The following is a 24780-nucleotide window of genomic DNA, read 5'->3' as shown; positions in this document are numbered from 1 at the left end:
TTCACCCGGCCACCACGAATCGCCGGTTCCAGAGGGGGCGCGCTCTGGTTCCGGTGCTAAATCGGTTGCTCTCCCCGGCGGCCCCGGTGTTGCATCGGCACACCGGGTCGCTGGGGGAGTTGGTCGATGCTCGACGGCGTGATCGCCACGGACGTGTCCCTCGTGGACGAACTGGTCCGCGCGCAGTTCCCGCACTGGCACGGGTTGCCGATCCGCGCGGTCGGGGACGGCGGCACCAGCAACGCGATGTACCGGCTCGGCGACGAGCTGGCCGTGCGGCTGCCGCGGCGCGAGTGGTCCAGGGACGACGCGGACAAGGAGGCCGCCACCGTTCCCGTGGTCGCACCGCACCTCCCGGTCGCCGTGCCGGAACCGCTCGCACTCGGGGAACCCACCGAGCGCTACCCGGCGCAGTGGTCGGTGGTGCGCTGGCTCGGCGGCACCACCGCACCGGTCGAGGCCGTCGCCCGCGACACCCCGTTCCGCCTGGCCGAACTGGTCCACGCGTTGCACGACATCGAAGCCACCGGGCGGCCGTGGACCGACTACCGCGGGCGAACGGACGCCGCGCGTGACGACGAAGCGGTGCGCCGGTGCATCGCGGAGCTGGGCGGTGACCCGCGGCTGGTCGCCCTGTGGGAGGAGGCGCTCGCCGCGCCGCGCTGGGACCGGCCGGCCCGCTGGCTGCACGCCGACCTGCACGAGGGCAACCTGCTGTTCACCGGCGGGGTGCTGACCGGCGTGATCGACTGGGGCGCCGCCGGTGTCGGTGACCCCGCGGCGGACCTCATGACGGCCTGGCTCTACCTCGACGACCGCGGCCGCAGGGCGTTCCGGCGCGAGCTGGCCGAGTTCGACGACGCCACCTGGGCCCGCGCACGCGGCTGGGCGCTGCACCTGGCCGTGCTCGCGCTGCCGTACTACCGCGACACCAACCCGTTCCTCGCCGGGATCGCGAGCAGGACGATCGAGCAGCTACTGGCGGAACGCGCCGGGTGACACGCCCGCCTCGCGGGTGAAGAACTTCGCGAAGTTCGTGGCCTCGCTGAACCCCAGCCGGTGCCCGATCGCCGCCGCCGACAGGTCGGTGTGCACCAGCAGGCGCTTGGCCTCCAACGCCACCCGCGCGTCGATCAGCGCCTTGGCCGAACGGCCGGTCGCCGCGACGCAGATCCGGTTCAGGCCGCGCAGCGAGTAGCCGACCCGCGCCGCGTAGTCGGCGGCGTTGCGGCTGCGGGCGAACGACCGCTCCAGCTCCTGCTGGAACCGCTCGAACCGCGGGTCGCCGGGTCCGCCGGTGTCCGCGGGCAGCCGGGCGACCCGCAGCAGGAGCACGCCCGCGAGCTGGCGCAGCAGGTCGACCGGCTCACCGGACCCGACCACCCGCCGGTACTCGGCACGCAGGTCGCGGGCCGACCGGTCCAGCGCGGCCCGGTCACCGGCCGGCACCTGCCACCGCACCGGGCCGAACGGGCTGAGCAACGGCCGGGCGCCGTCCAGCGGCGGCGGGAACGCGGGCGTGAACAGCACGGCGTGCGCCTTCAACGCCCCGGCAGGCAACCGCAGCACCCGGCCGGGGCTGACGTGCAGCACGGTGCCCGGCGCGCACGGGTGGTCCACGAAATCGACCATGCACGAACCCCGCCCGGCGGTGATCGCGAAGAGCTGGTGGAAGTCGGTCCTGTGCACCTGGAGCAGGGTGTTCTCGCTGAGCCTGCCGCGAAGCTGCGCGAGGTCCAGCACCTCCAGCCCCAGCCTCGGCCGGTCGGGGTTGCTGAAGCCGAACTCGGCAAGCTGTCCACTTCTGACCATGGTGAAGCCGGATCCTACCTCGTCCGGCGGCTGCCGGAGCGGCAGAGTTCTCCGCATGGACACCAAGGAACTCGTGCTCAAGGCCACCGGCGAGCTGTTCGGCGACAGGGACCCGTCCGCTGTGGACCGCTGGGTCGCACCGGACTACCGCCAGCACAGCGCGCTCATCGGCGACGGACCCGAGGCGTTGCGCGGGCTCGTCGCGAGCCTGCCGGACGGCTTCCGCTACGAACCGGCCCGTGTGGTCGCCGACGGCGATCTCGTTGCGCTGCACGGCGTCTACCACGGCTTCGGGCCGCAGCCGCTGGTCGCGTTCGACCTGTTCCGGGTCGAGGACGGCAAGCTCGCCGAGCACTGGGACGCGCTCACGCCGGTCGTCGATCCGACGGTGAGCGGACGGTCCCAGACGGACGGTCCGGCGGGGCCCGCCGGCACCGGCACCGAGCACAACCGCGCGTTGGTCGCCGAGTTCGCGCAGCGCGTGCTGCAGGACGCCGACTACTCCGTGCTCACCGACTACATCTCCACCGAGACCTACCTGCAGCACAACCCCGAGGCCGCCGACGGGCTCGACGGGTTCGGCGCCGCCGCCGCGCGGTGGGCCGAGCAGGGCCGCCACCTCGTCTACAAGACCGTGCACCGGGTCGTGGCCGAGGGCGACCTGGTGCTGCTGCAGTCCGAGGGCGAGTTCGGCGAGCCGGTCGCGTACTGGGACCTGTTCCGGGTAGCGGACGGCCGGATCGTCGAGCACTGGGACGTGATCACCCCGGTGCCCGCGGAGCTCCCGCACGGCAACGGCCTGTTCTGAGCCGTGATCACCGCACTGCCGTTGCGCGACTACCGGGACGCGGTCGCGCTCGACGAACCGTTCCACCCGCTCCGCCCGCCCGCACCGGCCCGTCACCTCGACGGGCTGACCGGGCTCGCGCTGCGGCTGCTCGGCGAGGACCCGCGGGTGGGTCGCCCCACCCTCCCGCGCGGTCCCGCCGAACGCCGCCTGCTGCTGCGGTCGCTGCTGACCGTGCGCGAACCCGCCCCGGTCGCTCCCGACCTGCAGGCGGTGCTCGACGCGGTCCTCGGCGGTGAACGCGAGCAGAGCGCGCCTGCCGACGCGGGCGGGCTGGCCGCACCGATCGCCGTGTGGCGCGGCGACATCACATTGCTCAGGGCCGACGCGATCGTCAACGCCACGAATGACGCCCTGCTGGGCTGCTTCCAGCCGATGCACCAGTGCGTCGACAACGCGATCCACGCCGCCGCCGGCCCGCGGCTGCGCGAGGACTGCCACCGCATCATGGCCGCGCAGGCCGCACCGGAACCCACGGGCCTCGCGAAGATCACCCGCGGTTACCACCTGCCGGCGCGGTTCGTGCTGCACACCGTCGGGCCGATCGTGCGCGGCACCGTCAAGCCCGCGCACGAACAGGCCCTGGCCGACGCGTACCGGTCGTGCCTCGACCTGGCCGCCGAGGTCGGCACGATCCGCACGCTCGCGTTCTGCGCGATCAGCACCGGCATCTTCGGTTTCCCCAAACAGCCGGCGGCGCACATCGCCGTCGAGGTCGTCCGCGACTGGCTCGCCGCCCACCCCGGGCGACTCGACCGCGTCGTCTTCACGACCTTCAGCGGCGACGACGACACGGCCTACCGGAAGGCGTTGCGATGACCTGGGAACGCTGGCTCGACGACGCGGACCGGGTGCTGGTCGCGGCGGGTGCGGGGCTGTCGGCGGCGGCCGGGTACGACTACTCCGACACCGAGCGGTTCGCCGAGCTGTTCCCCGTGCTGCACCGCACTGGGCTGCGGACCCGCTACCAGCTCATCGGGCTGCCGCTGCCGCCACGGCTGCTGTGGGGCTACTGGGCGGTGCACGTCGACGACATCCGCTTCGCCCCGGCACCGAACCCGGTCTACACCCGGCTGCGCGAGGTCGTCGGCGGGAAGGACAACTTCGTCCTCACCTCCAACGTGGACGGTTTGTTCGCGCGCAACGGTTTCGCCGACGTCTGGTCACCGCAGGGCGACTACGGGCGCTACCAGTGCGAAACGCCGTGCACCCGTGAAACCTGGGAGAGCCGGCCGGTCGTGGAGGCGGCACTGGCGGCGTACGACCCGGACACCGGGGAGACCTCGGCGGTCCCGGCGTGCCCGCGATGTGGCGGTGCGGTGTTCCTCAACGTGCACAAGGGACCCGAGTACGTGCCCGACCACTACGAGCCGGACGGCACCCGTCTGCGCGAGTGGCTGGCGGCGGCGGGGAAGCTGGTCGTCGTCGAGATCGGGGCCGGGTTCAGCACGCCCACCGTGATCCGCCGGCCGGTGGAGTCGCTGGTGCGCGGTCTTCCGCACGCACGGCTGGTGCGGATCAACCGCGACCACGCGGAGGTGCCCGGCGACCTGGCCGGGCGGTCGGCGTCGATCCGGGCCGACGTCGCGGAGGTGCTGGCCTGAGGAGCTCGGCTCCCGTTCGACGAACTGGCGGCATCGACCGGGATCACGCGGGTGTTTCGCGCGGACGAGCGGTCGGACCGGTACCCCGGAGGCCATAGCACGTCGCACCATCACCGATCCGGAGTACCAGACCCGGCCGTTCGGCTTCATTCGCCAGGTTACGTACGTGAGAAAGTTTCAGCACCCCCCTCGACGGCACCTGTGGTTTGTGCGTACGGTGATCACGAAGTAACTGTACCGGCCAGTAGGAACGCAAGCTGAATTCCTTTCTCCCCACCCTGCAGGGTGAGGAAGTGAGCGCAGTGGACATGCTGTCGGATCCTGAACGGGTGCTGTGCCTGAGTCCGTTCGGCACCCCCAACCCGGCCCTCGTGGTCGCCGCCGAACGGGCGGGTGGCCTCGGCGTGCTCGACCTCGGGCCGCACGCGGTCAGAGACCTCTCCCGGGTCCGCGCACGGCACTCCGGCACGTTCGGGGTGCGAGTGCGCGGGCCGCTGACCGCCGCGTTGCCCGAGGCCGCCGACACGGTCGTGGTGGACCTGGCCGACCCCGTTCCCGACCGCTCTGAACTGGGCGAACGCCGTGTCCTGGTGGTCGTCACCTCGGTGGCGGAGGCGGTTGCGGCGATCGGGTGGGGTGCGACCGGCCTGGTCGCGAAGGGTGCCGAGGCGGGCGGCCGAGTGGGTGGTTCGCCCGCGTTCGTGCTGCTCCAGCAGGTGATCGCGCTGACCGATCTGCCGGTCTGGCTGTGGGGGAGCATCGGTGCGGACACGGCTGCCGCGGCCGTCGCCGGCGGTGCGCGCGGGGTGGTGCTGGAAGGCCAGCTGGCACTCGTGCGCGAAGCGCGAAAACATATTTCCGGCGAATTTGTCAACGCGATCAGCGTGATGGACGGCGCCGACACCGTTGTCCGTGAAGGCGTGCGTGTTCATGTTCGGCAGAACGCTCTCGAAATAGGCCAGGAAGGTGCGTTCGCGGAATTCAACCGCACCTCGTTCGGCACCGTCGGAGGCGTCGTCGGGGCCATTGACCGGGCGATCGGCGACAATCTCGCACACGCGGGCGAACACCGCTCGATCCGCGTCGGCGGGCCGTTCTGCGACCGCGTTCCCGGCCTGCGCTACCCGATCGCCCAGGGGCCGATGACCCGCGTCAGCGACCAGCCCGCGTTCGCCGCGGCGGTGGCGGAAGGCGGTGCGCTGCCGTTCCTCGCGCTCGCCCTGATGGAGGGCGAGCAGGTCCACGAGCTGCTCGTGGCGACCGCCGGGAAGCTCGGCGACCGGCCGTGGGGCGTGGGTCTGCTCGGCTTCGCGCCTGCGGAGCTGCGGGCCCGGCAGCTGGCGGCGGTGCTGAGGACCAGGCCGAGGTACGCGATCGTCGCCGGCGGCACCCCGGCCCAGGCGCGGGAGCTGGAGGACGCCGGGATCGAGGCGTTCCTGCACGTCCCGTCACCCGCTCTGCTGCGCCGGTTCCTCGACGAGGGCGCGCGCAAGTTCGTCTTCGAGGGCTCCGAGTGCGGAGGGCACACCGGGCCGCGGACCAGCTTCACGTTGTGGCAGCAGCAGATCGACGTGCTGCGCGGGCGGGAGGAGGGCGTCGTCGCGCTGTTCGCGGGCGGTGTCCACGACGCCCGGTCGGCCGCGATGGTCGACGCGCTGACGGCCCCGCTCGCCGCCCGCGGTGCCGCGATCGGCGTGCTCGTCGGCACGGCCTACCTGTTCACCGAGGAGGCCGTCGAGCACGGCGCGATCCAGCCGGTGTTCCAGCAGGTCGCGCTGGAGTGCGCGGACACGGCGCTGCTGGAGACCTCGCCCGGCCACGCCGTCCGGTGCGCGCAGACGTCCTATGTGGACACGTTCGAGCAGGCGCGGGCCGAGCTGGCGGACCTGCCCCGGCAGGAGAGCTGGGAACGGCTCGAACAGCTCAACCTGGGCCGGTTGCGGCTGGCCAGCCGAGGGCTCGTGCGCTCCGGCGACGGGCTGGTCGAGGTCGGCGAGGACGAGCAGCGCCGCGAGGGCATGTTCATGATCGGCCAGGTCGCGACGCTGCGGTCCGAGCGGACCACGATCGCCGCGCTGCACGAGGAGATCGTCTCCGGCGTCCTGCCGGAGCACACCCGCGCCGACGGGACGGCTCAGCCGCTGGACGTCGCCATCGTCGGCATGGCCGCGATCATGCCGGGTGCGCGGGACGTGGCCGAGTTCTGGGCCAACGTGCTCGCGGGCACCGACTCCATCACCGAGGTCCCGCCGGACCGGTGGTCGCCGGAGCGGTACGGCAGCCCGTTCCGCTGGGGCGGGTTCCTCCCGCGCACGGCGTTCGACCCGCTGGCCTACGGCATCCCGCCCGCGTCGCTGACCTCGATCGAACCCGCTCAGCTGCTGGCGCTGGAGGTCAGCGCGCGGGCGTTGGAGGACGCCGGGTACGCCACGCGGGTGTTCGACCGCGAACGCACCTCGGTGATCTTCGGCGCCGAGGCCGGTGCGGACCTCGCGAACGCCTACACGGTCCGCACGGCGTTGCCCGCGCTGGGCGTCAAGGGCCTGGACGACCACCTGCCCGCGCTGACCGAGGACTCGTTCCCCGGCGTGCTCGGCAACGTGATCGCCGGCCGGGTCGCGAACCGGCTCGACCTGGGCGGCGCGAACTACACGGTCGACGCGGCCTGCGCGTCCAGCCTCGCCGCGCTCGACGTGGCGTGCAAGGAGCTCGTCGGCGGCACCAGCGACATGGTCCTGTGCGGTGCCGTCGACCTGCACAACAGCGCCCACGACTACCAGATGTTCGCCTCGGTCAAGGCACTGTCGGCCCAGGGCCGCTGCGCCACGTTCGACTCGGCGGCGGACGGCATCGCGCTCGGCGAGGGCGTGGCGTGCGTGGTGCTCAAAAGGCTTGAGGACGCCGAACGCGACGGCGACCGGATCTACGCGGTCGTCAAGGGCATCGGCGCGTCCAGCGACGGCCGCTCGCTCGGGCTCACCGCGCCACGACCGGAAGGCCAGCAACGGGCACTGCGCAGGGCGTACGCGTCGGCGGGTGTGTCCGTGCGGGACGTGGGCCTGGTCGAGGCGCACGGCACCGGAACCGTCGTCGGCGACCGGACCGAGCTCGCAGCGCTCACCGAGATGTTCGCCGGCGTCGAACCGGGCAGCTGCACGATCGGCTCGGTGAAGTCGCAGATCGGGCACACCAAGTGCGCGGCAGGGCTCGCCGGGGTGATCAAGGCGGCACTGGCCGTCCACACCGGAATCCGGCCGGGGACGTTGCACGTCAAGCGGCCCAACGCTTTCTGGGACGCGCGGACCAGCCCGTTCGCGTTCGGCCACCGCACCTGGGCCGCGCGGGACCGGGTCGCGGGCGTCAGCGCGTTCGGCTTCGGCGGCACCAACTTCCACACCGTGCTCACCGGGTACACCGGCGCGGACGAGCCGCGGCACGGGCTGACCGCGTGGCCGGCCGAGCTGTTCCTCGTGCGCGGCGAGAACCCCGAAGCAGCACAACGGGAAGCCGCACGGCTCAGGGCACTGGTCGACGACCGCACGCCGTTGCGGAACCTCGCGGCCGCCTGCGGTAACGGCACGGTGCAGGCGGCGTTCGTGGTGAGCGACCACGACGGCCTGAGCCGGGCGTTGGCGGACGTCGAGGCGTGGCGCGCGTCGGACGTCGTGCTGCTGCGGGACGGGGAACGGCCGAAGGTCGCGTTCCTCTACCCCGGCCAGGGCAGCCAACGACCGGGCATGCTGCTGGACCTGGTCACGGCGTTCCCGTGGCTGCAGGAGCTGGTGGGCCCGCGCTACGAACGCGTGATGTTCCCGCCGGCCGCACTGACCGCGGACGACGTGGCACGCCAGCGCGCGGAGCTCACCGACACCCGCAACGCCCAACCGGCGCTCGGGATCGCCGGGCTGGCCGTGACCGCGTTGCTCGACTCCGTCGGCGTGCGGCCGGACCTGGCCGGCGGTCACAGCTACGGCGAGCTGGTCGCGCTGACCGCCGCCGGGGCGGTCGAGGACGCCGACCTGCTCGACCTCAGCGCGGCCAGGGCGCGGGCGATGCTCGACGCGGCCGGCGACGACCCCGGCACCATGGCCGCGGTGACCGCCCCGGTGGCCGAGGTCGAGGCACTGCTCCCGCCGGACGTGGTGGTGGCCAACCACAACGCGCCCGACCAGGTCGTGGTCTCCGGGCCGACGGCCGCGGTGGAGAACGCCGTCGCCCTGCTGCGGGACGCCGGCCTGACCGTCAAACCCATCCCGGTCGCTGCCGCGTTCCACAGCCCGCTGATGGCAGGGGCGCGGGACCGGTTCGCCGAGGAGCTCGCGGCCGTGCCGGTCGGCGAGCCGCGGTTCCCGGTGTGGTCGAACGTGACCGCCGCACCGCACACCGACGTCCGCACCGGGCTGGCCGACCAGCTCGCTGGCCGGGTCAGGTTCGCCGAGCAGGTCGAGTCGATGTACGCGGCGGGCGCGCGGATCTTCGTCGAGGCCGGGCCGGGCGGGGTGCTGACCGCGCTGGTCGGCCGGACGCTCGGCGACCGGCCGCACCGGGCGCTGCGCTGCGACGACCACGTGACGTTCCTGCGCACGCTCGCCGCACTCGCGGTCGCCGGTGTCGAGGTGGACGCCGCGCCGTTGTTCGAGGACAGGGCCGAACCCGCCACGGCCGTGCCGCCGCGGCCGAAGTGGTACGTGGACGGAGGTCTCGTGCGGGACGCGAACGGAGACGCACTGCCCGGTGGGTTGCGGCCCGCGACCGAGCTCCCCACCCTGCGGCTCGGGCCGGGCCTGGGCCGGGACGAGATCGTGGAGAAGTTCCTCGACGGCATGCGCGACGCCGTCAGCGCGCAGCGCGACGTGCTGCTGAGCTACCTCGGCACCGCGCCCGCGGCCGTCCCGCCGCCGATGCCGGTGGTCGACGCCGTGGTCAAGGCACCGGAACCCGTGGTGCCGCAGCAGGAAGACGTGGCCGCGGTGGTGCTGCGGACGATCAGCACCCGCACCGGCTACCCCGTCGAGATGCTGCAACCGGGCCTCGACCTGGAAGCGGACCTGTCGATCGACTCGATCAAGCGCACCGAGATCGTCGGTGAGCTGGTGCAGGCACTGGGCGCGTCCGGTTCGGTGGACGAGCTGGCGCAGCTCAAGACGGTCGACGGGATCGTCGGCTGGTTCGGTGCCGCCGCCCCGGTGGCCGTGCCGGGCAAGGACGTGCGGGCCGTGGTGCTGCGGACGATCAGCACGCGGACCGGCTACCCCGTCGAGATGCTGCAACCGGGCCTCGACCTGGAGGCGGACCTGTCGATCGACTCGATCAAACGGGCCGAGATCGTGGGCGAGCTGGTGCAGGAGCTGGGCGCAGCGGGTTCGGTGGACGAGCTGGCGCAGCTCAAGACGATCGACGGGATCGTCGGCTGGTTCGGCGAGGCCACCCCGCAGCCCGTGCCGGACCGGCCCGCGCGCACGGTGACCGGCGGGAAGCTCGTCCGGCGCGTCCCGCAGGTCGTCCCCGCCGGACCGGCCGAACCGGTCGACCTCACCGGCAGGACCGTCCTGGTCGTCGACGACAACGGCATCGGCCTGGAGCTCGCCGACCTGCTGGAGAAGCACACCGCCCGCCCGCGCGTCGAGCCGTCGTTCCCCGCCGACCTGACCGGCGTCGACGTCGTCGTGCGGCTGGGCGCCCGGCTGCCGGAGGCGTTCAGCGAGGTCAAGGCCTGCGTCACCACCGGTGTGCACCTGGTCGTGGTCACCACCGGCGGCGGCACGTTCGGCTTCGACCACACCGCCGACGAGCTGCCCGCGGACATCGGCCTGCACGGGCTCGTCCGCACCGCCGCGCTGGAGCACCCGGAGCTGGTGGTGCGCGCGGTCGACGTGAACCCCAAGGAGAGCCACCGCGACATCGCCACCGCGCTGCTCGCCGAGCTCGGTCCCGGCCCGGCGGTCGTCGGCCACCAGGCCGGTCGCCGGCAGGTGCTCGACGCCGTGGCGACCGAGCTGCCCAGCGGGACCCTGTCGCTGGACGCCGACAGCGTGGTGCTGTTCACCGGTGGCGCCCGCGGCATCACCGCACTGGCCGCGGTCGCGCTCGCCGAACGCACCGGCTGCCACGTCGAGCTGATCGGCCGCACCCCGATCGCACCCGAGGACCACCGGCTCGCGCACGCCACGACCGAACCCGAGGTCGTCAAGGCGCTGTTCGAGCTCGGCGTCACCGACGACGTGCCCGCCAAGGCGCGCGGGGTGCTCGCCGAACGCGAGGTGCGCGCGACGCTGGAACGGTTGCGCGCCACGGCGTCGAGCGTGCGCTACCACGAATGCGACGTCACCGACGTCGAGGCGGTGGGCCGGGTGCTCGACGACGTCCGCGCCCGGTTCGGCCGGCTCGACGGCGTGGTCCACGGCGCCGGTGTGCTCGACGACAGGCTGATCGCGGACAAGACCCAGGAGTCGTTCAACCGGGTCTGGGCGACGAAGGTCAACGGTGCCAAGGCGTTCGACGAGGGCTTCCTCGTGCTGTTCGGCAGCGTCAGCGGCGTGTTCGGCAACCGCGGCCAGGCCGACTACAGCGCCGCGAACGACGCGCTCGACCGGATGGCCCGGTTCTGGGGCACCCAGCGCAGGGTGGTCGCCGTCGACTGGGGTCCCTGGGCCGGCGCGGGCATGGCGGTCGGGCTCACCGCGGAGTACGAGCGCCGCGGCATCCCGCTGATCCAGCCCGACGAAGGCGTTGCCGCGCTGTTGAACGAGATCGCCGCCGGGAACGACGTGCAGGTGGTCTACCGATGGGAGGCATAGCGATCGTCGGCATCGGCGCGGTCTTCCCGGGAGCGCCCGACGCCACGACGTTCTGGCGCAACATCGCGTCCGGGGTGGACGCCGTCGGCCAGGTCCCGCCCGGCCGGTGGGACCCGGCGACCTACTACGACCAGAACAGCACCAGCGGCGACCGGTTCTACTGCCGCAGGGGCGGGTTCGTCGACGACCTGGCCGAGTTCGACCCGACCAGGTTCGGCATCATGCCGTCCACAGTGGACGGTGCGGAGCCCGATCAGCTGCTGGCGCTCGCCACGGCCGCGGAGGCGATCGCGGACGCCGGCGGCGAGACCGCCCTGCCGGACCGGGAGCGGATCGGTGTCGTCGTCGGTCGCGGCGGCTACCTCACGCCCGGTTGCGCCCGGCTCGACCAGCGCGTGCGGCTCGCCGACGAGGTGCTGTCGGTGGTCCGCGACCTGTTCCCCGGACTGGGCGGCGCGGACCTCGGCACGGTGCGGCAGGCGGTCCGCGACCGGTTCGGCCCCGAGCAGCCGGAGGCGTCGATCGGCCTGGTGCCGAACCTCGCCGCCTCCCGCATCGCCAACCGGTTCGACCTGCGCGGCACCGCGTACACGGTGGACGCGGCCTGCGCGTCCGGTCTGGTCGCCGTCGAGCACGCCGTCCGCGAGCTCCAGGAGGGCCGCGCGGACGCCATGCTGGCCGGGGCGGTGCACGTCTGCCACCACCCGACGCTGTGGAGCGTGTTCACGCAGCTCCGCGCGTTGAGCCCGAGCGAGCGCATCCGGCCGTTCGACGCGGACGCCGACGGCACGCTGCTGTCCGAGGGTGTCGGCATGGTGCTGCTGAAGCGCCTGGAGGACGTCGGCGACGAACGCGTCTACGCCGTGATCCGCGGCATCGGCACCGCGAGCGACGGCCGCGCGACGAGCATGATGACGCCCAACCCCGAGGGCCAGCTCCTGGCCGTGCACCGGGCCTGGGCCAACGCCGGGCTCGACCCGCGCACCGACGCACCCGGCCTGGTGGAGGCGCACGGCACCGCGACGCCCGCCGGTGACGCCGCCGAGCTCGCCACGATGATCAACGCCTTCGGTGCCGAGGGTGACGAGATCGGCATCGGCACGGTGAAGTCGATGATCGGCCACGCCATGCCGGCCGCCGGGATGGCCGGGCTGATCAAGGCCGCTCTCGCGCTGCACCACCGCACGCTGCCGCCGACCCTGCACGTCGAGCGGCCGCACCCGGCGCTGACCGGCACCCGCTTCGCGCCGGTGACCGAGGCCCGCGACTGGGAGGGCCCGCACCGCGCGGTCGTGAACGCCTTCGGGTTCGGCGGGATCAACGCCCACGCCGTGCTCGACGGCCACACGGTCGCCCGGCCGCGCAAGCCCGTCATGACCTTCGCCGCCGACACCGCTGCGGAGCTGGCCGAGGCCGTGCGGGAACGCAGGCCCTCCACCGCAGACCGCGCGTTCCGGCTCGCCGTCGGCAACCCCGACGACCGCAGGCTCAAGCTCGCCGAACGCGTCATCGCCCAGGGCAAGGCCTGGCCGGGCAGGCACGACATCTGGTTCTCCCCGCAGCCGCTGCTGAGCAGCACCGACCAGGTCGCGTTCGTGTTCCCCGGCTTCGAACGCGAGTTCACCGGCGAGGTCGTCGACCACGCCGTGCAGCTGCTGCAGGACGGCCGCCGTGCGGCGCGCGAGCTGATGGCGCAGGGCATCACGCCCGGAGCGCTCGCCGGGCACAGCATGGGCGAGTGGACCGCGATGGTCGTCGGCGGCATCTACCCGACGATCGACCGGTTCGTCGACGCGCTCGGTCCCGGCGCCGTCGCGGTGGTCGACATCGCCTACGCCGCACTGGGCTGCTCCGCGGACACCGCGGAGCAGTACCTGGTCGAGGGTGTGACGATCAGCCACGACAACTGCCCGCACCAGTCGGTGGTCTGCGGTCCGATCGAGCTGCTCGAACCCGTGTTGGAGACGTTGAAGGCCAACGGCGTGATGGCGCAGCTGATGCCGTTCCGCACCGGCTTCCACACCCCTGCGCTCGCGCCCTACCTCGGCCGGGCGAAGGAGATGCTCGACCAGCTGCCGGTCCGCACCTCGGACGTTCCGGTGTGGTCGGCCAACTCACTGGAACCGATGCGCGCGGAGGACGTCCGCGACCTGGTGCTGCGGCACCTGGTCGAACCGGTCCGGTTCCGGCCGCTGCTGCACCGCCTGCACTCCGCCGGGTTCCGCGCGTTCGTCCAGGTCGGCCAGGGCAGCCTGCCGGGGTTCGTCGCCGACACCCTGTCCGACCGGCCGCACCTCGCCGTGAACGCCGACATCGCCCCGGAAGCGCTGTGGGCGTTCGGCCTCAAGCGCGGCACCTCCCACCGGGTGCGGCTGCGGCTGGGCACCCCGAAGATCACCGTCGACCCGCTCGGCACCGATCCCGTTGTGGTCGCCGGCGACAGCCCGGTGTCGGCCGCGGTCACCAAGCTCTTGGCCCACACCAACGCCGTCGCCCGCGAGGTGGCCGGTGCGCTGCGGCCCAGCGAGGCCGGGTTCACCCGCGAGTTCTCGCTGCGCACCATGCCGGAGCTGGTGGACCACTCGGTGTTCCCGCAGGCACCGGGGTGGCCCGACCTCGCCGACGGGTTCCCGATCGTGCCGGCGACCGGCCTGCTGGAGGTCTTCGCCGACGCCGCCCGCAGGCTCACCGGCGGGACCGTGCACGGGTTCGCCGACGTGAAGGCCAAGCGCTGGCTCACGGCGCTGCCCGCGACGACCGTGAAGATCAGCGCACGCTCCGAAGGGCCCGACCGGGTCGCGGTGAAGGTCGGCGACTACGCCGAGGGCGTGGTGCTGATGGCACCCGTGGCACCGCAGCCGGTGGAGATCGCGTTGCACGGCACCCGCGTGCCACCGGTCACCGCCGAGGAGCTGTACCGGGACAACTGGATGTTCCACGGTCCGGCGTACGCGGGTGTCACGCGGATCGACTCGCTGGCGGACAACGGGATCGCGGGCGTGCTGACGCCGTTGCCCGCACCGGGGGCGTTGCTCGACAGCGCCGGGCAGCTGATCGGCCACTGGATGCAGGTGGTGCACACCGTCGACCAGACCGTGCTGCCCACCGGGATCGAGCGGGTGTCGTTCCACGGCCCGGCGCCGACCGGCGACGTCCGCTGCACGGCCCGCATCCGCGAGGTGACCGCGCAGACGATGGTCGCCGACGCCGAGCTGACCGCGGCCGGGGCGCTGTGGTGCCGCATCACCGGCTGGACCACCCGCCGGTTCACCACCGACGACCGGATCTGGCGGGTCAAGCTGCGTCCCGGCACCGAGATGCTGTCCACTCCGGACGGTGGGTGGCTGCGCGTCACCGAGAACTGGTCCGACAGCGCCACCCGCGACCTGATCATGCGCCGCTACCTGAACTCCGCGGAACGGGCGCACTACGCCGGGCTCGACGTGCCCGCGCAACGCGACTGGCTGCTGCGGGTGATCGCGGTGAAGGACGCCGTGCGCTCGTGGCTGTGGAACCGCGGTGCCGGACCGGTCCACCCCGCGGAGCTGACCGTGTCCGCCGACGCGCGGGTGCGCGGGGCGTTCGCGGTGCCGCAGCTCGAAGTCGTTGCCGAACAGGGAAAAGCCGCCGCACGCGTGAAGATGGAGAAGTGATGGACGAGGTGCTGCAGCAGGTAGCGGAACTCATCACCGAGGTGGTCGGCCCGGACTTCCTGCTGGGCGTGGAGATCACCAGGGACACCACGTTCAGCGACGACCTCGGCCTGGAGTCGATCGAGTTCGTGGCGCTGGCCGACAAGCTCAACGCCCACTACGGCGTCGACCTCGTGGCGTTCCTCGCGGACATGGACATCGACGAGATCATGGCGATGTCCGTGGGCCGGCTCGTCGACCACATCACGGCCCGTGTCTGAGGTCCACGCCCGCGGGCTGCGGTTCCACGTGCAGCGGCTCGGGCCCACGGGGAACGTGCCGACCATCGTGTTCGTGCACGGCCTGGTCATGGACAACCTGTCCAGCTTCTACTACACGCTGGCGGCTCCGCTGGCGGCCAGGGGTTTCGGCACCGTGCTGTTCGACCTGCGCGGCCACGGCCTGTCCGAACGCCCGCCGTCGGGGTACACGCCCGAGGAGAGCGCGCTGGACCTCGTGGCCGTGCTGGACGAGATCGGCGTGACCGAGCCGGTGTTCCTGCTGGGCAACAGCTACGGCGGTGTGGTCGCCATGCACGCCGCGGTCCGGTCGCCGGACCGCGTGGCCGGTGTGGTCCTGGTCGAGTCGGCGGTCGGGGGAGTGGTCGGCGATGCGTGGTTCGAGGACATCACGAACACGCTGACCGTGGCCGCGCTGGGCCTGGAGTTCGACCGCACCCAGGACCAGCTCATGGCCCTCGGGCAGCGCAAGATCGCCAAGCTCGCCGTCAACGCCAACGCGTTGCTCAACGGCACCACGCTGATCGACGACCTCGGTTCCGGTGCCAAGCTCGACCTCACCGAGGTGCGCTGCCCGGTGCTCGGCGTGTTCGGCGCGGAGTCCGAGCTGGTCGGCGCCGCGGCCGAGCTGGCGGAGCGGATTCCGTCCTGCCGGCTGCACGTCGTGACCGGCCTCGGTCACACCGTGCTGCGCGAGGCCACCGGCGAGCTGCTCGACGTCCTCTGCGACTGGTTGCCGTCATGAGCCGGTTCCTGTTCGTCGTGCCGCCGCTGACCGGTCACGTCAACCCGACCGCGTCCGTGGGCGGTGAGCTGCTCGCCCGCGGCCACGCCGTCGCGTGGGTCGGGCACCCCGGCACGCTGGCACCGCTGCTGCCCGACGGCGCGGTGGTGTACCCGGCGATCGACGACGTGCTGGAGAACGACATCCGGGCCAAGCGGGAGCGGTGGCTCGCGTTGCGCGGCATGGCGGTGCTGAAGTTCTTCTGGGAGGAGTTCCTCATCCCGCTCGGCCACGCGATGGTGCCCGGAGTCGCCGCGGCGGTGCGGGACTTCGCGCCGGACGTGGTCGTCGCGGACCAGCAGGCGCTGGCCGGGCCGTGCGTGGCGAAGAACGCCGGGGTGCCGTGGGCGACGTCCGCGGCGACCTCGGCCGAGCTGGTCAACCCGCTGCGGACGATGCCGAAGGTCGACGCCTGGGTGCGGGGCCTGCTGCACGACTTCGCGGGCGGCGACGTCCGGTTCTCCGACCGGCTGGTGCTGGTCTACAGCTCGAAGGCGCTGGTGCGCGGTGACTTCGGTGACGAGGTGGCGTTCGTCGGGCCGGCGCTCGCCCACCGCGTCGAACGGGCGCGGTTCCCGTGGGACCGGCTCGGCGACCGCGCCGTGCTGATCTCGCTGGGCACGCTGAACGGCCCCGCGGGGGAGCGGTTCTTCACCCAGGCCGTGGAGGCGGTGGCCGACCTCGACGTCCAGGTCGTCATGGTGGCGCCCGAACGACCGGCGCCGGCCAACGTCCTGGTGCAGCCCTCGGTGCCGCAGCTCGCGCTGATGCCGCACCTGAGCGCGGTGGTCACGCACGGCGGCCACAACACGGTCTGCGAGGCGCTGGCACACGGGTTGCCGCTGGTCGTGGCGCCGATCCGGGACGACCAGCCGACCGTCGCCGCCCAGGTCGTCGCGGCCGGAGCGGGCGTCCGGCTGACCTACTCGCGGGCCCGCGCGACGGATATTCGCAGCGCGCTGGAATCCGTGCTGGGCAAGCCGGAGTACGCGGCCGCCGCGGAGCTCGTGCGGAAGTCGTTCACAGCGGCTGGCGGCGCCGCAGCCGCCGCCGATCGACTGGAGAAGGTGGTGGCGGGGTGATCCTCACCGTGCTCGTGGTGCTGGTCGTCTTGGTCGACGTCGTGCGCCTGCGTTCCCGTGCGGCGAAACTGCGCGTGCTGGCACCGGGCGTGAGCGGGCACGCCCTGGTCACTGCCACCGGTGTTCACTCGGAGGGCTCCTGGGACGCCGGTGACGCCGACCTGGTCGACCTGGTGCCGCGCGACCTGCCGACCGCGGCGGCGCTGGACCTGCTCGGCGCGGTCGACCCCGCGCGGTACCGGGCCGACCGGTGGGTGCGCGGGGCGAGCGCGGCACAGGCCGTGCTGGTGCGCGAGAGGTACGCCGAGGAGGTCGACCCGGACGACCCGACCGAGCTCGTCGCGTTCGTGCGCCGCGTCAAGGACCACGTGCCCGCCGAGGTCGACCTCGCGGTCGCGCCGGGGCTGAAGGCCGGGCCCTGCGACCTCGGGTACCGCGCGGCGACGTTGCGGCAGATCGGCAAGCGGCCGTCGCTGTGGATCGCGGGCTCGATGATCGGCTACGCGGTGGTGGCCGCCGCCGTGGTCGTCGACTGGCCGTGGGGCCTGGCCGCGCTGGCCGCCTACTGGGCGCACCCGCTCCTCGTGTTCGCGGGAACCCCGTTGCGACCCAGGGACCTCTGGGTGCCGCGGTTCCTGCGCACGCCCTACCTGTGGCTCAAGACGGCCGGTGGCAAGAAGTCCACCGCCGAGCTCCGGCAGGCCGAGACGCTGGAGCAGGCCGCGCCCTGGTACACCGAGCGACTCGGGCGCGACTTCCACGAGACCCGGCGCGACACCTGCCCGTCCTGCGGCAGCAGCGACCTGCGGCGGTGGGTGACCGCGCACGACCTGGTGCAGCGCAAGCCCGGCACGTTCACCATGGACCGCTGCGTCCGGTGCGCGCACGTCTGGCAGAACCCGCGGCTGACCGAGGAAGGCCTCGGCTTCTACTACCGCGACTTCTACGACGGCCTGGGCGAGTCGTCGGCCGACGCGGTGTTCTCCGGCAAGACCTCGCCGTACTACGGGCGGGCGCGCATGGTGGAGCCGTTCGTGAAACCCGAGCGGTGGCTGGACGTCGGCTCCGGGCACGCGCACTTCTGCCTGGGCGCCAAGGAGGTCCTGCCGGACACCGCGTTCGACGGGCTCGACCAGGGCGCCGCGATCGAGGACGCCGCCCGGCTCGGCCGGATCGAGCACGCCTACCGGGGCAGCTTCAAGGACTTCGCGGGCGAGCTCAAGGGCCGCTACGACGTGATCAGCATGCACCACTACCTGGAGCACGTGCGGGACCCGTGGGAGGAGCTGGACATCGCGGCGGACGTGCTGCCGCAGGGCGGTTACCTGCTGATCGAGCTGCCGGACCCGGAGTGGCGGCTCGGGCGGTTGTTCGGGCAGTACTGGATGCCGTGGTTCCAGCCGCAGCACCAGCACATGATGCCGATCGGCAACCTGGAGCACGCACTGGCCGACCGCGGTCTCGTGACCGTGGCGCGGGAACGGTCGAAAGCCCACCTGTGCAACGACTTCACGCTGGCGCTGCTGTTGTGGCTGGGTGCCAAGGCCCCGCGGACGCCCGCGCCGTGGCGGCCGGAACGGGTGCGGCTGCGCCGGTTGCGCAGCTTCGGCGTGTGGGCGCTGGGCATCCCGGCGTTCTTCGTGGCGATGGCGCTGGACCAGACCGTGAACCGGTTCCTGGCCGCGCGCAGCGACGGCGGCAACGCCTACCGGCTGCTGGCGCTCAAGGCATGAACGCCCCGGTCGACCTCGCGGACCGGCCGGACGTCGCACCGGAGCTGAGGCTCGTGCCGCACGCGTTCCGGCGCACCTTCGGCCGGTCCGCGGCCGGTGTCTGGTACGCGCCCGGCGTGCTGCGGCTGCTGGGTGGCCTGGTGCGGGTGCCGGGCAGGTGGGGTGCGATCGTCGCGGGTGACCGGCGCGACGACGGACTGCTGGAGCTGGTGTCGGTGAACCGACCGGCCGAACGGGCGCTGCTGCCGTCGGACGAGGTGCCCGCGTGGGCCTCGCCGGTGCGGGGCGTCGGTGGTGGGGCGACGCTGATGTGCAGCGTGGACCTGCCGCAGGGGAGCGGGCTGTCGGCGGGGCCGGCGTTGCGGACGGCCGTGGGGCTGGCGTTGCGCGAGCTGGCCGGCGTGGCGTTCGAGGACGAGCCCGTCGTGCCGCTCGACCTGCCGGGGCAGCGGTTGCTGGTCGTCGACACGCGGGTGCGCCGGGTCGAACCGCAGCGCGAACGGCCCTTCGTGCGCGACACCGACGACCTCGGGGCCGCGTTGACCGCCTACCACCACGCCCAGGACCCCGATCAGGAGCAGGACGTGGTGGTGCGTGCGGCGGTGCGGGCGGGTGCCCGTGGAGCGAGCCTGCTGGTGGACCCGCCCGGCCGGCCCGCGGTCGCGCTGGTGGACGCGGACCTCGTGCCGGCCGTGAAGCGGGCCGTCACCGCTGCGGCGGCGCTCCCGCCCCGCTACCTGACGATCAGCACGGCGCCTTGACGGTGAACTCGGCCCTGCGCAGGGCCGAGTCCTTCGACGACGGCCCCACGAGCAGCACGAAGTCGCCGGGCTCGACGACCCGGTTGCCCAGCGCGTCGACGATCGAGCACGCCGACACCGGGACCTCCAGCCGCACCGTCACGCTCTCGCCCGGCGCCACGTCGACCTGCCGGAACGCCTTGAGCTCCTTGTCGGCCCAGCTGACCGACGTCACGGCGTCGCTCACGTAGACCTGCACGGTCTCGCGCGCGGGCCGCGACCCGGTGTTGCGCAGCGTGATCGAGGCCTGGACCGTCTCGTCCGGGCCCAGCACCGACGTGTCCACGTGCAGGTCGGTGTACTCGACGGTGGTGAAGGACAGGCCCTCGCCGAACGCGAACGCCGGCTCCTGGGTCAGGTCGGCGTAGCGGGTGCCGTGCTGGCCGCGGATCTGGTTGTAGTAGGTCGGCTGCTGGCCCGCGTGCGCCGCGAACGAGATCGGCAGCCGGCCGCTCGGCTCGATCAGGCCGTGCACCAGCTCGGCGATCGCCCGGCCGCCCTGCATGCCGGGGTTCGCCGCCCAGATCACCGCGGCGGCGTTGCGGGCGCTGTCGGGCAGCACCAGCGGCTTCGAGGCCAGCAGCACCACGATCAGCGGCTTGCCGGTCGCGGCGAGCGCGTCGAGCAGCGCGATCTGACCGCCGATCAGGTCGAGCGTGGCGGTGGACCGGCCCTCGCCGACCAGCTCGATGCGGTCACCGACGACGGCCACGACGTGGTCGGCGTCCTGGGCGGCGGCGACGGCTTCGGCGATGAGCTCCGGGTTCGGCGGGCACGGCGCGACGACCTGCGGGCGCGGCTGGCCGTCCGGGAACGTGTCGCCCTCGGGGTCGGCTTCGAGCGTGAGGATGTCCGCCCCGCGCGCGTAGGTGACCTCGGAGAACTCCCTGAGGCCGTCCAGCACCGTGGTGATCATGTCGCGCGGCTGGCCGTCGGGCAGCCAGTCGGCCTGACCGGACGAGCCGGCCCAGTCGCCGAGCTGGGTCTGGGCGTCGTCGGCGAGCGGGCCGACGAGCGCGATCCGGCCCTTGCGGACGGGCAGCACGCCGTCGTTGCGCAGCAGCACGAGCGACCGGCGGGCCACGTCGAGGTTCAGGGCGGCGTGGTCGGCGTGGTTGATCATCGTGCGCTGGCGCTCGGTGTCGGGCCGGCGCGGGTTCTCGAACAGGCCGAGCTCGAACTTGAGCGTGAGGATGCGGGTGACCGCGCTGTCGAGGTCGGACTCGGCCAGCAAACCGGACTCGACGGCCTGCAGCGCGCCCTCGAAGAACTGCGGGGTGGTCATGATCATGTCGTTGCCGGCCTTCACGGCGGCAGCGGCGGCGTGCGCGTGGTCGGGCTGGACCTTCTGCTCCCAGACCATCCGGCCGACGTTGTCCCAGTCGGTGATGAGCGTGCCCCGGTAGCCCCACTCGCCGCGCAGGACCTCGTCGAGCAGCCACGAGTTGACGGTGATCGGCACGCCGTCGGTGGTCTGGTAGCCGAGCATGAACGTCGCACAACCCTCGCGCGCGACCTTCTCGAACGGCGGCAGGAACCACGACCGCAGCTTGCGCCTGCTGAGGTCGGCCTCGCTCGCGTCCCGGCCGCCCTGGGTCTCCGAGTACCCGGCGAAGTGCTTGGCGGTCGCGAGGATCGCGGTCTCGTCGGTCAGCCCGTCGCCCTGGTAGCCGCGGACCATCGCCGCCGCGAGCTCGCCGATCAGCACCGGGTCCTCGCCGAACGTCTCGTCGACCCGGCCCCAGCGCAGGTCGCGGGCGATGCACAGCACCGGCGAGAACGTCCAGTGCACACCGGTCGCCGCGGCCTCGACCGCGGTGACCCGCGCGACCCGTTCGACCAGCTCGGGGTCCCAGCTCGCGGCCATGCCGAGCTGGGTCGGGAAGATCGTCGCGCCCTCGTGGAACGAGTGGCCGTGGATGCAGTCCTCGGCGATGAGCAGCGGGATGCGCAGCCTGGTCTGTGAGGTGAGGTCGTGCGCGCGCAGCACCCGTTCGGGAGAGGTGTGCAGGATCGAGCCCACGTGCTTGCGCAGCACGTGGTCGTCCAGGTCCTCCCTCGAGTCCAGCTGCATCATCTGCCCGACCTTCTCGGGCAGTGTCATGCGCTGGAGCAGATCGGCGACGCGCGCGGCGATCGGCAGGGTGGCGTCGAGGTAGGACTCGTCCTGATCCATGTGGTCTCCGGAAGGGCTCGTGCTGCAGCGGCGTGGGAGCGCTCTCATACAAGTATATGGAACCGGTTCCGCGTGGAAGCGGTTTTCGGGATTCCGGTACAAACGGATCGGTCCAGGAGCAGCCGAACTGGACAAACCGACCGCTCAGGCGCCCGTTTGGTCCTCACCAAAGTGGCTTCTTCGGCGTGTCGCGCTCCCGCGGGCCGGCGAGCGGCCCTCGTGCCGCCGGTCGGCGACCACGGGGGCAGCTCACCAGAGGAAGACCATGCGCAGGAAGCTCACTATCAACACCAGTCCCGGCACCAGCAGCAGGACCTTGCCGTAGATCTTGAGCAGGTGCGCGTTGGTCCGCATGTGCAGTCCGTGCCGGTACGACCCGATCGCCTTCAGCGCCTCCTGCAACGCGCGGGCGACGAAGAACGCCGGCTGGTTGGTGCGCCGCTTCTCCCCGGCGAACGGCCCCACCCGCTGCACGTGCGGCTCCCAGTCCGGCCCGAACGCGACGACGGCCGAGGTCCACCGGTTCTCGTCCACCGGCACGCCCAGCGGTGTCGGCAGGTGCGTCTCCAGCCGCTGCGCCAGGTCGGGCCGCCCACCGGGGACGAGCAGCACGAGCTTGCCCGGCGGCTGCGTGCGGCACGCCTGGTCGACCTCCCACCACACCCCGTCGCCGTCACCCAGTCGCAGCACGATGAGCTGCGCCTGGTCCATCAGCCGCAGCACGCCGCTCTGCCAGTCGTCACCGGGCAGGTAGAACCGTGCCGCGCCCAGCCGTGGCACGTCCTCGCCGGGAATCCCGACGGCCACCACCGGCCCGTACGCCCCCAACGCCCCGATGAGCTGCTCCTCGCGCGAGAGGATGCTGACCATCCCCGTCCACGCCATCTCCTCCTGCCCGTCAACCACGGACGCGGCCTGGTCGTCCCCGAAGTCGCGCAGGTACAGCACCGGCCGCCGCCAGTCGGCCCGCAACGCCTGCGCCGCACCCCGCACCGCCCGCGGCCGTGAGTACCGCAGCACGAAGTAGGCGATCGGCAACCCGATGACACCGCCGGCGAGGAAGATCCCCCGCACCCCCCACGGCAGCTCGTTGGCCCTGGTCGCGGCCACCACGGCGATGAACCCGGCCGTCAGCAGGACGTACCCGGCACCGGTGACGACGAGGAACACCGGCCGCCGCCACACCGGCCGCTTCGGCATGAACCGGGTGACCACCTCGACGACATCGGCGTTGGCCTTGTGCCGCTGATACCGGAACGCCAACGCCCCCACGGCCGCTATCGCCGCCACGACCAGCCACGGCACGGCGCGCGCACTCGTCCGGTCGAACTCCGCGTCGAGCTTGGCCTGGTCCTCCGGGATCTCCTCGGGCAGGTCGTTGGCGTAGCTCCTGGCCCGCTCGAACCGGCCCTCCGCGGCGACGTCGGCCCCGAGTTCGGCTGAGATGTAGGAGTGGCCGCCGCTGGGGTGGTGGACGTCGAACCAGCTCGCGATCGACCGCGCCTCGACGACGTCCTTGCGGTCGATCGCGGCCCGGAACGCCGCCGCTTTGGCGGGCGCGTCCTCGAACGCGACGCTCTTGCGCAGGTCGATGCCCGCGCTGATCGCGAGCATCAGGGCGACGTAGCCGAGGACGACGGCCACGGCGATGACGATCTTGTTCCAGGTGCGCACGGCCCGATCCGATCACGTGGGCGGGCCTGGTCGTTCGGGAATGAACGCGGATCGCCCGAACCGCCCAGCGCTGGGGCGGGCGCTGTTCAGGAGCGACGCCGACGCCGGTGCGGGCGCGAGCCATGCGGTGCTCTGATCCGGTAACGGGCGTTGTCGGATTGCGGTGACGCAACCTCACGCGCGCACCAGGCGTCTAGACCTTTACCGGGGGAGTCAGCTGCCCGTCGCGCTCGGAACCAGAGCGGGGCAGCCGCCGGTGGGGTAGGCGGCGTTGTACTCGAAATGCCACTGCTCGTTTTCGTAACGGCGGCACCAGCCGAAGGTGCTGCCGTTCTTCTCGATCCATTTTGCGGATTCGATCGGCTGGATGTCGATCGCGTATCCGAGCACGTGCATCGACTTGTCCGGCGGCAGCACGTACCGGCTGGCGAGCTCCGCGTTGCCGAACTTCCCGACCGCGTCGTCGAACTCCTTCTGCTGCTGGCTTCGGCTGCGCTTGCCGTCGTTCAGGCACAGCGTCACGCCCTGTTCGGTTGCCTTGGCGCGCAACGACTTCCACGCCTGCAGCACGTCGCCGCGCAGGCCGTCGGGTGCTTCGTCGAGGTAGCGGGCGTCGATCGGGCACGGCGGCCCGGAAGGCGGGCCCGGCACCTCCTCGTAAATCGCCAGCGGCTTTCCGGCGTGCCGGTCGAAGACGAGCGTCAATCTGCCCAGGTGACCCAGCGCGCCGCCGGCGGAAACCACGAGTGTGACGATCAGCAACACGCCGAACACGACGCGTCTGGAGGTCTTGGACATGATTTCGATAATACGGTGTGCCCGTCATCGTCCGGTGACAACCGGTCGACAGGCGCGTCCCGGACGGCGTGGCGCAGAACACAGCCGTTCGGCCCAACCACGCTTTCGGCGCAACGTCGAAATGTGATCGGTGAACGCATCCTGGCCCCTTTCACCACGCTGATTCCGGGTGGCAACATCTGCGGCGGCCGAGAACCGGCCCGGTTTTTGCAGAAGGTCTCAGGAGGACCCGTTTCGATGTCCGCGCGCATTTTCGCGTTCGCCGCACTGCTCGTCTCGCTCTTCATCACCGCCGGTACCGCACAGGCGGCACCGCAGGCCGGTAGCACCGCTCTCGTGCTTGAGGTCCAGCACTCCGACGTGGCGGACAACGCCTACCGGGCGACCGTCCTGACCTGCGGGAGGACCGATGAGCACCCGCGCGGGGCGCAGGCCTGCGCAGCACTGGCCGCCGCTCGTGCCGACCTCGGTGCGATGGCGGCGGACGACCGGGCGTGCACGTTCGAGCACGCACCCGTCGAGGTGTCGATGTTCGGATTCTGGCGCGGTGCGCCCGTTCACCAGGTCCGCACGTTCCCGAACTCGTGCGTCATGCTGGCGCACACCGGTGCCTTGTTCGATTTCTAGGCACCACTGAGAATGTGGGGTGGGGCGCGGCAGGGGCGTCCCACCTCACATTTTCGGCCATCGGAATGGGGGTCGCTTCGGATGGCGTGGGGTCGCGCACGTGTGCGAGGGTGTG

Annotated in this window: 16 protein-coding genes; 12 read left to right on the top strand and 4 right to left on the bottom strand. The window is 72.4% G+C overall.

The window, feature by feature from the left end; translation table 11 throughout:
* The first annotated feature begins 126 nt into the window (after window positions 1-126).
* A complete protein-coding gene (locus ACZ7CD_RS25970) occupies window positions 127-999 on the top strand; it encodes an aminoglycoside phosphotransferase family protein (RefSeq protein ID WP_470379862.1) in 873 nt (290 codons plus the stop codon).
* On the opposite strand, the gene ACZ7CD_RS25965 is transcribed toward ACZ7CD_RS25970, so the two are convergent.
* Entirely contained in the window at window positions 976-1869 is an 894-nt protein-coding gene (locus ACZ7CD_RS25965; RefSeq protein WP_470379861.1) for a helix-turn-helix domain-containing protein, read from the bottom strand. The two genes, ACZ7CD_RS25970 and ACZ7CD_RS25965, sit on opposite strands and share 24 nt — an antisense overlap.
* Between ACZ7CD_RS25965 and ACZ7CD_RS25960 the strand changes: the two genes are divergently transcribed.
* The 10 genes from ACZ7CD_RS25960 to ACZ7CD_RS25915 all read left to right on the top strand — a co-directional run bounded on the left by ACZ7CD_RS25960 (window position 1868) and on the right by ACZ7CD_RS25915 (window position 19351).
* A complete protein-coding gene (locus tag ACZ7CD_RS25960) occupies window positions 1868-2620 on the top strand; it encodes a nuclear transport factor 2 family protein (protein ID WP_360384914.1) in 753 nt (250 codons plus the stop codon). The genes ACZ7CD_RS25965 and ACZ7CD_RS25960 overlap by 2 nt on opposite strands.
* Window positions 2621-2623: 3 nt before the next feature.
* Window positions 2624-3478 carry a protein-ADP-ribose hydrolase gene (locus ACZ7CD_RS25955; RefSeq protein ID WP_470379860.1) on the top strand — a complete coding sequence of 285 codons (855 nt, stop codon included), beginning with the start codon at window positions 2624-2626 and terminating at the stop codon, window positions 3476-3478.
* Window positions 3475-4263, top strand: coding sequence for an SIR2 family NAD-dependent protein deacylase (locus ACZ7CD_RS25950; protein ID WP_470379859.1), 789 nt, complete (start codon window positions 3475-3477; stop codon window positions 4261-4263). Before ACZ7CD_RS25955 ends, ACZ7CD_RS25950 begins: the two co-directional genes overlap by 4 nt.
* A gap of 293 nt (window positions 4264-4556) precedes the next feature.
* A complete protein-coding gene (locus ACZ7CD_RS25945) occupies window positions 4557-11060 on the top strand; it encodes an SDR family NAD(P)-dependent oxidoreductase (RefSeq protein ID WP_470379858.1) in 6504 nt (2167 codons plus the stop codon).
* Window positions 11048-14713, top strand: a complete 3666-nt coding sequence (locus ACZ7CD_RS25940) for a beta-ketoacyl synthase N-terminal-like domain-containing protein (protein WP_470379857.1) — start codon at window positions 11048-11050, stop codon at window positions 14711-14713. The genes ACZ7CD_RS25945 and ACZ7CD_RS25940 overlap by 13 nt, the downstream gene beginning before the upstream one ends.
* Window positions 14713-14973: an acyl carrier protein gene (locus ACZ7CD_RS25935; RefSeq protein WP_065918274.1), complete on the top strand. Its 261-nt coding sequence runs from the start codon at window positions 14713-14715 to the stop codon at window positions 14971-14973. Before ACZ7CD_RS25940 ends, ACZ7CD_RS25935 begins: the two co-directional genes overlap by 1 nt.
* Complete coding sequence (locus tag ACZ7CD_RS25930; RefSeq protein ID WP_470375246.1) at window positions 14966-15736, top strand: alpha/beta fold hydrolase; 771 nt, start codon at window positions 14966-14968, stop codon at window positions 15734-15736. Before ACZ7CD_RS25935 ends, ACZ7CD_RS25930 begins: the two co-directional genes overlap by 8 nt.
* Window positions 15733-16857, top strand: a complete 1125-nt coding sequence (locus ACZ7CD_RS25925; protein ID WP_470379856.1) for a glycosyltransferase — start codon at window positions 15733-15735, stop codon at window positions 16855-16857. Before ACZ7CD_RS25930 ends, ACZ7CD_RS25925 begins: the two co-directional genes overlap by 4 nt.
* A complete protein-coding gene (locus ACZ7CD_RS25920; RefSeq protein WP_470379855.1) occupies window positions 16854-18590 on the top strand; it encodes a class I SAM-dependent methyltransferase in 1737 nt (578 codons plus the stop codon). Before ACZ7CD_RS25925 ends, ACZ7CD_RS25920 begins: the two co-directional genes overlap by 4 nt.
* Window positions 18587-19351, top strand: coding sequence for a hypothetical protein (locus ACZ7CD_RS25915; protein ID WP_470379854.1), 765 nt, complete (start codon window positions 18587-18589; stop codon window positions 19349-19351). The genes ACZ7CD_RS25920 and ACZ7CD_RS25915 overlap by 4 nt, the downstream gene beginning before the upstream one ends.
* Here ACZ7CD_RS25915 and ACZ7CD_RS25910 read toward each other — a convergent pair.
* From ACZ7CD_RS25910 to ACZ7CD_RS25900, 3 genes are all read right to left on the bottom strand, one after another.
* Window positions 19335-21566, bottom strand: coding sequence for an exo-beta-d-1,3/1,6-glucosidase (locus ACZ7CD_RS25910; protein ID WP_458432827.1), 2232 nt, complete (start codon window positions 21564-21566; stop codon window positions 19335-19337). The genes ACZ7CD_RS25915 and ACZ7CD_RS25910 overlap by 17 nt on opposite strands.
* Before the next feature lie 249 nt (window positions 21567-21815).
* Window positions 21816-23240 carry a hypothetical protein gene (locus ACZ7CD_RS25905; RefSeq protein WP_470379853.1) on the bottom strand — a complete coding sequence of 475 codons (1425 nt, stop codon included), beginning with the start codon at window positions 23238-23240 and terminating at the stop codon, window positions 21816-21818.
* Window positions 23241-23453: 213 nt separating this feature from the next.
* Complete coding sequence (locus tag ACZ7CD_RS25900) at window positions 23454-24038, bottom strand: D-alanyl-D-alanine carboxypeptidase family protein (RefSeq protein WP_470379852.1); 585 nt, start codon at window positions 24036-24038, stop codon at window positions 23454-23456.
* A 237-nt stretch (window positions 24039-24275) separates the two neighbouring features.
* Between ACZ7CD_RS25900 and ACZ7CD_RS25895 the strand changes: the two genes are divergently transcribed.
* Window positions 24276-24665, top strand: coding sequence for an SSI family serine proteinase inhibitor (locus ACZ7CD_RS25895; protein ID WP_470379851.1), 390 nt, complete (start codon window positions 24276-24278; stop codon window positions 24663-24665).
* Window positions 24666-24780: the final 115 nt, after the last annotated feature.

The sequence above is a fragment of the Lentzea sp. NPDC036949 genome, from assembly GCF_055608075.1.
This window is presented reverse-complemented; position numbering and strand designations above follow the sequence as displayed.

Bases quoted from the DNA above. Each gene is read 5' to 3' on its own strand.
- ACZ7CD_RS25960 (WP_360384914.1), top strand. From the start codon at position 1,868: ATGGACACCAAGGAACTCGTGCTCAAGGCCACCGGCGAGCTGTTCGGC.
- ACZ7CD_RS25915 (WP_470379854.1), top strand. From the start codon at position 18,587: ATGAACGCCCCGGTCGACCTCGCGGACCGGCCGGACGTCGCACCGGAG.
- ACZ7CD_RS25895 (WP_470379851.1), top strand. From the start codon at position 24,276: ATGTCCGCGCGCATTTTCGCGTTCGCCGCACTGCTCGTCTCGCTCTTC.
- ACZ7CD_RS25925 (WP_470379856.1), top strand. From the start codon at position 15,733: ATGAGCCGGTTCCTGTTCGTCGTGCCGCCGCTGACCGGTCACGTCAAC.
- ACZ7CD_RS25910 (WP_458432827.1), bottom strand. From the start codon at position 21,566: ATGGATCAGGACGAGTCCTACCTCGACGCCACCCTGCCGATCGCCGCG.
- ACZ7CD_RS25970 (WP_470379862.1), top strand. From the start codon at position 127: ATGCTCGACGGCGTGATCGCCACGGACGTGTCCCTCGTGGACGAACTG.
- ACZ7CD_RS25900 (WP_470379852.1), bottom strand. From the start codon at position 24,038: ATGTCCAAGACCTCCAGACGCGTCGTGTTCGGCGTGTTGCTGATCGTC.
- ACZ7CD_RS25950 (WP_470379859.1), top strand. From the start codon at position 3,475: ATGACCTGGGAACGCTGGCTCGACGACGCGGACCGGGTGCTGGTCGCG.
- ACZ7CD_RS25935 (WP_065918274.1), top strand. From the start codon at position 14,713: ATGGACGAGGTGCTGCAGCAGGTAGCGGAACTCATCACCGAGGTGGTC.
- ACZ7CD_RS25940 (WP_470379857.1), top strand. From the start codon at position 11,048: ATGGGAGGCATAGCGATCGTCGGCATCGGCGCGGTCTTCCCGGGAGCG.
- ACZ7CD_RS25965 (WP_470379861.1), bottom strand. From the start codon at position 1,869: ATGCGGAGAACTCTGCCGCTCCGGCAGCCGCCGGACGAGGTAGGATCC.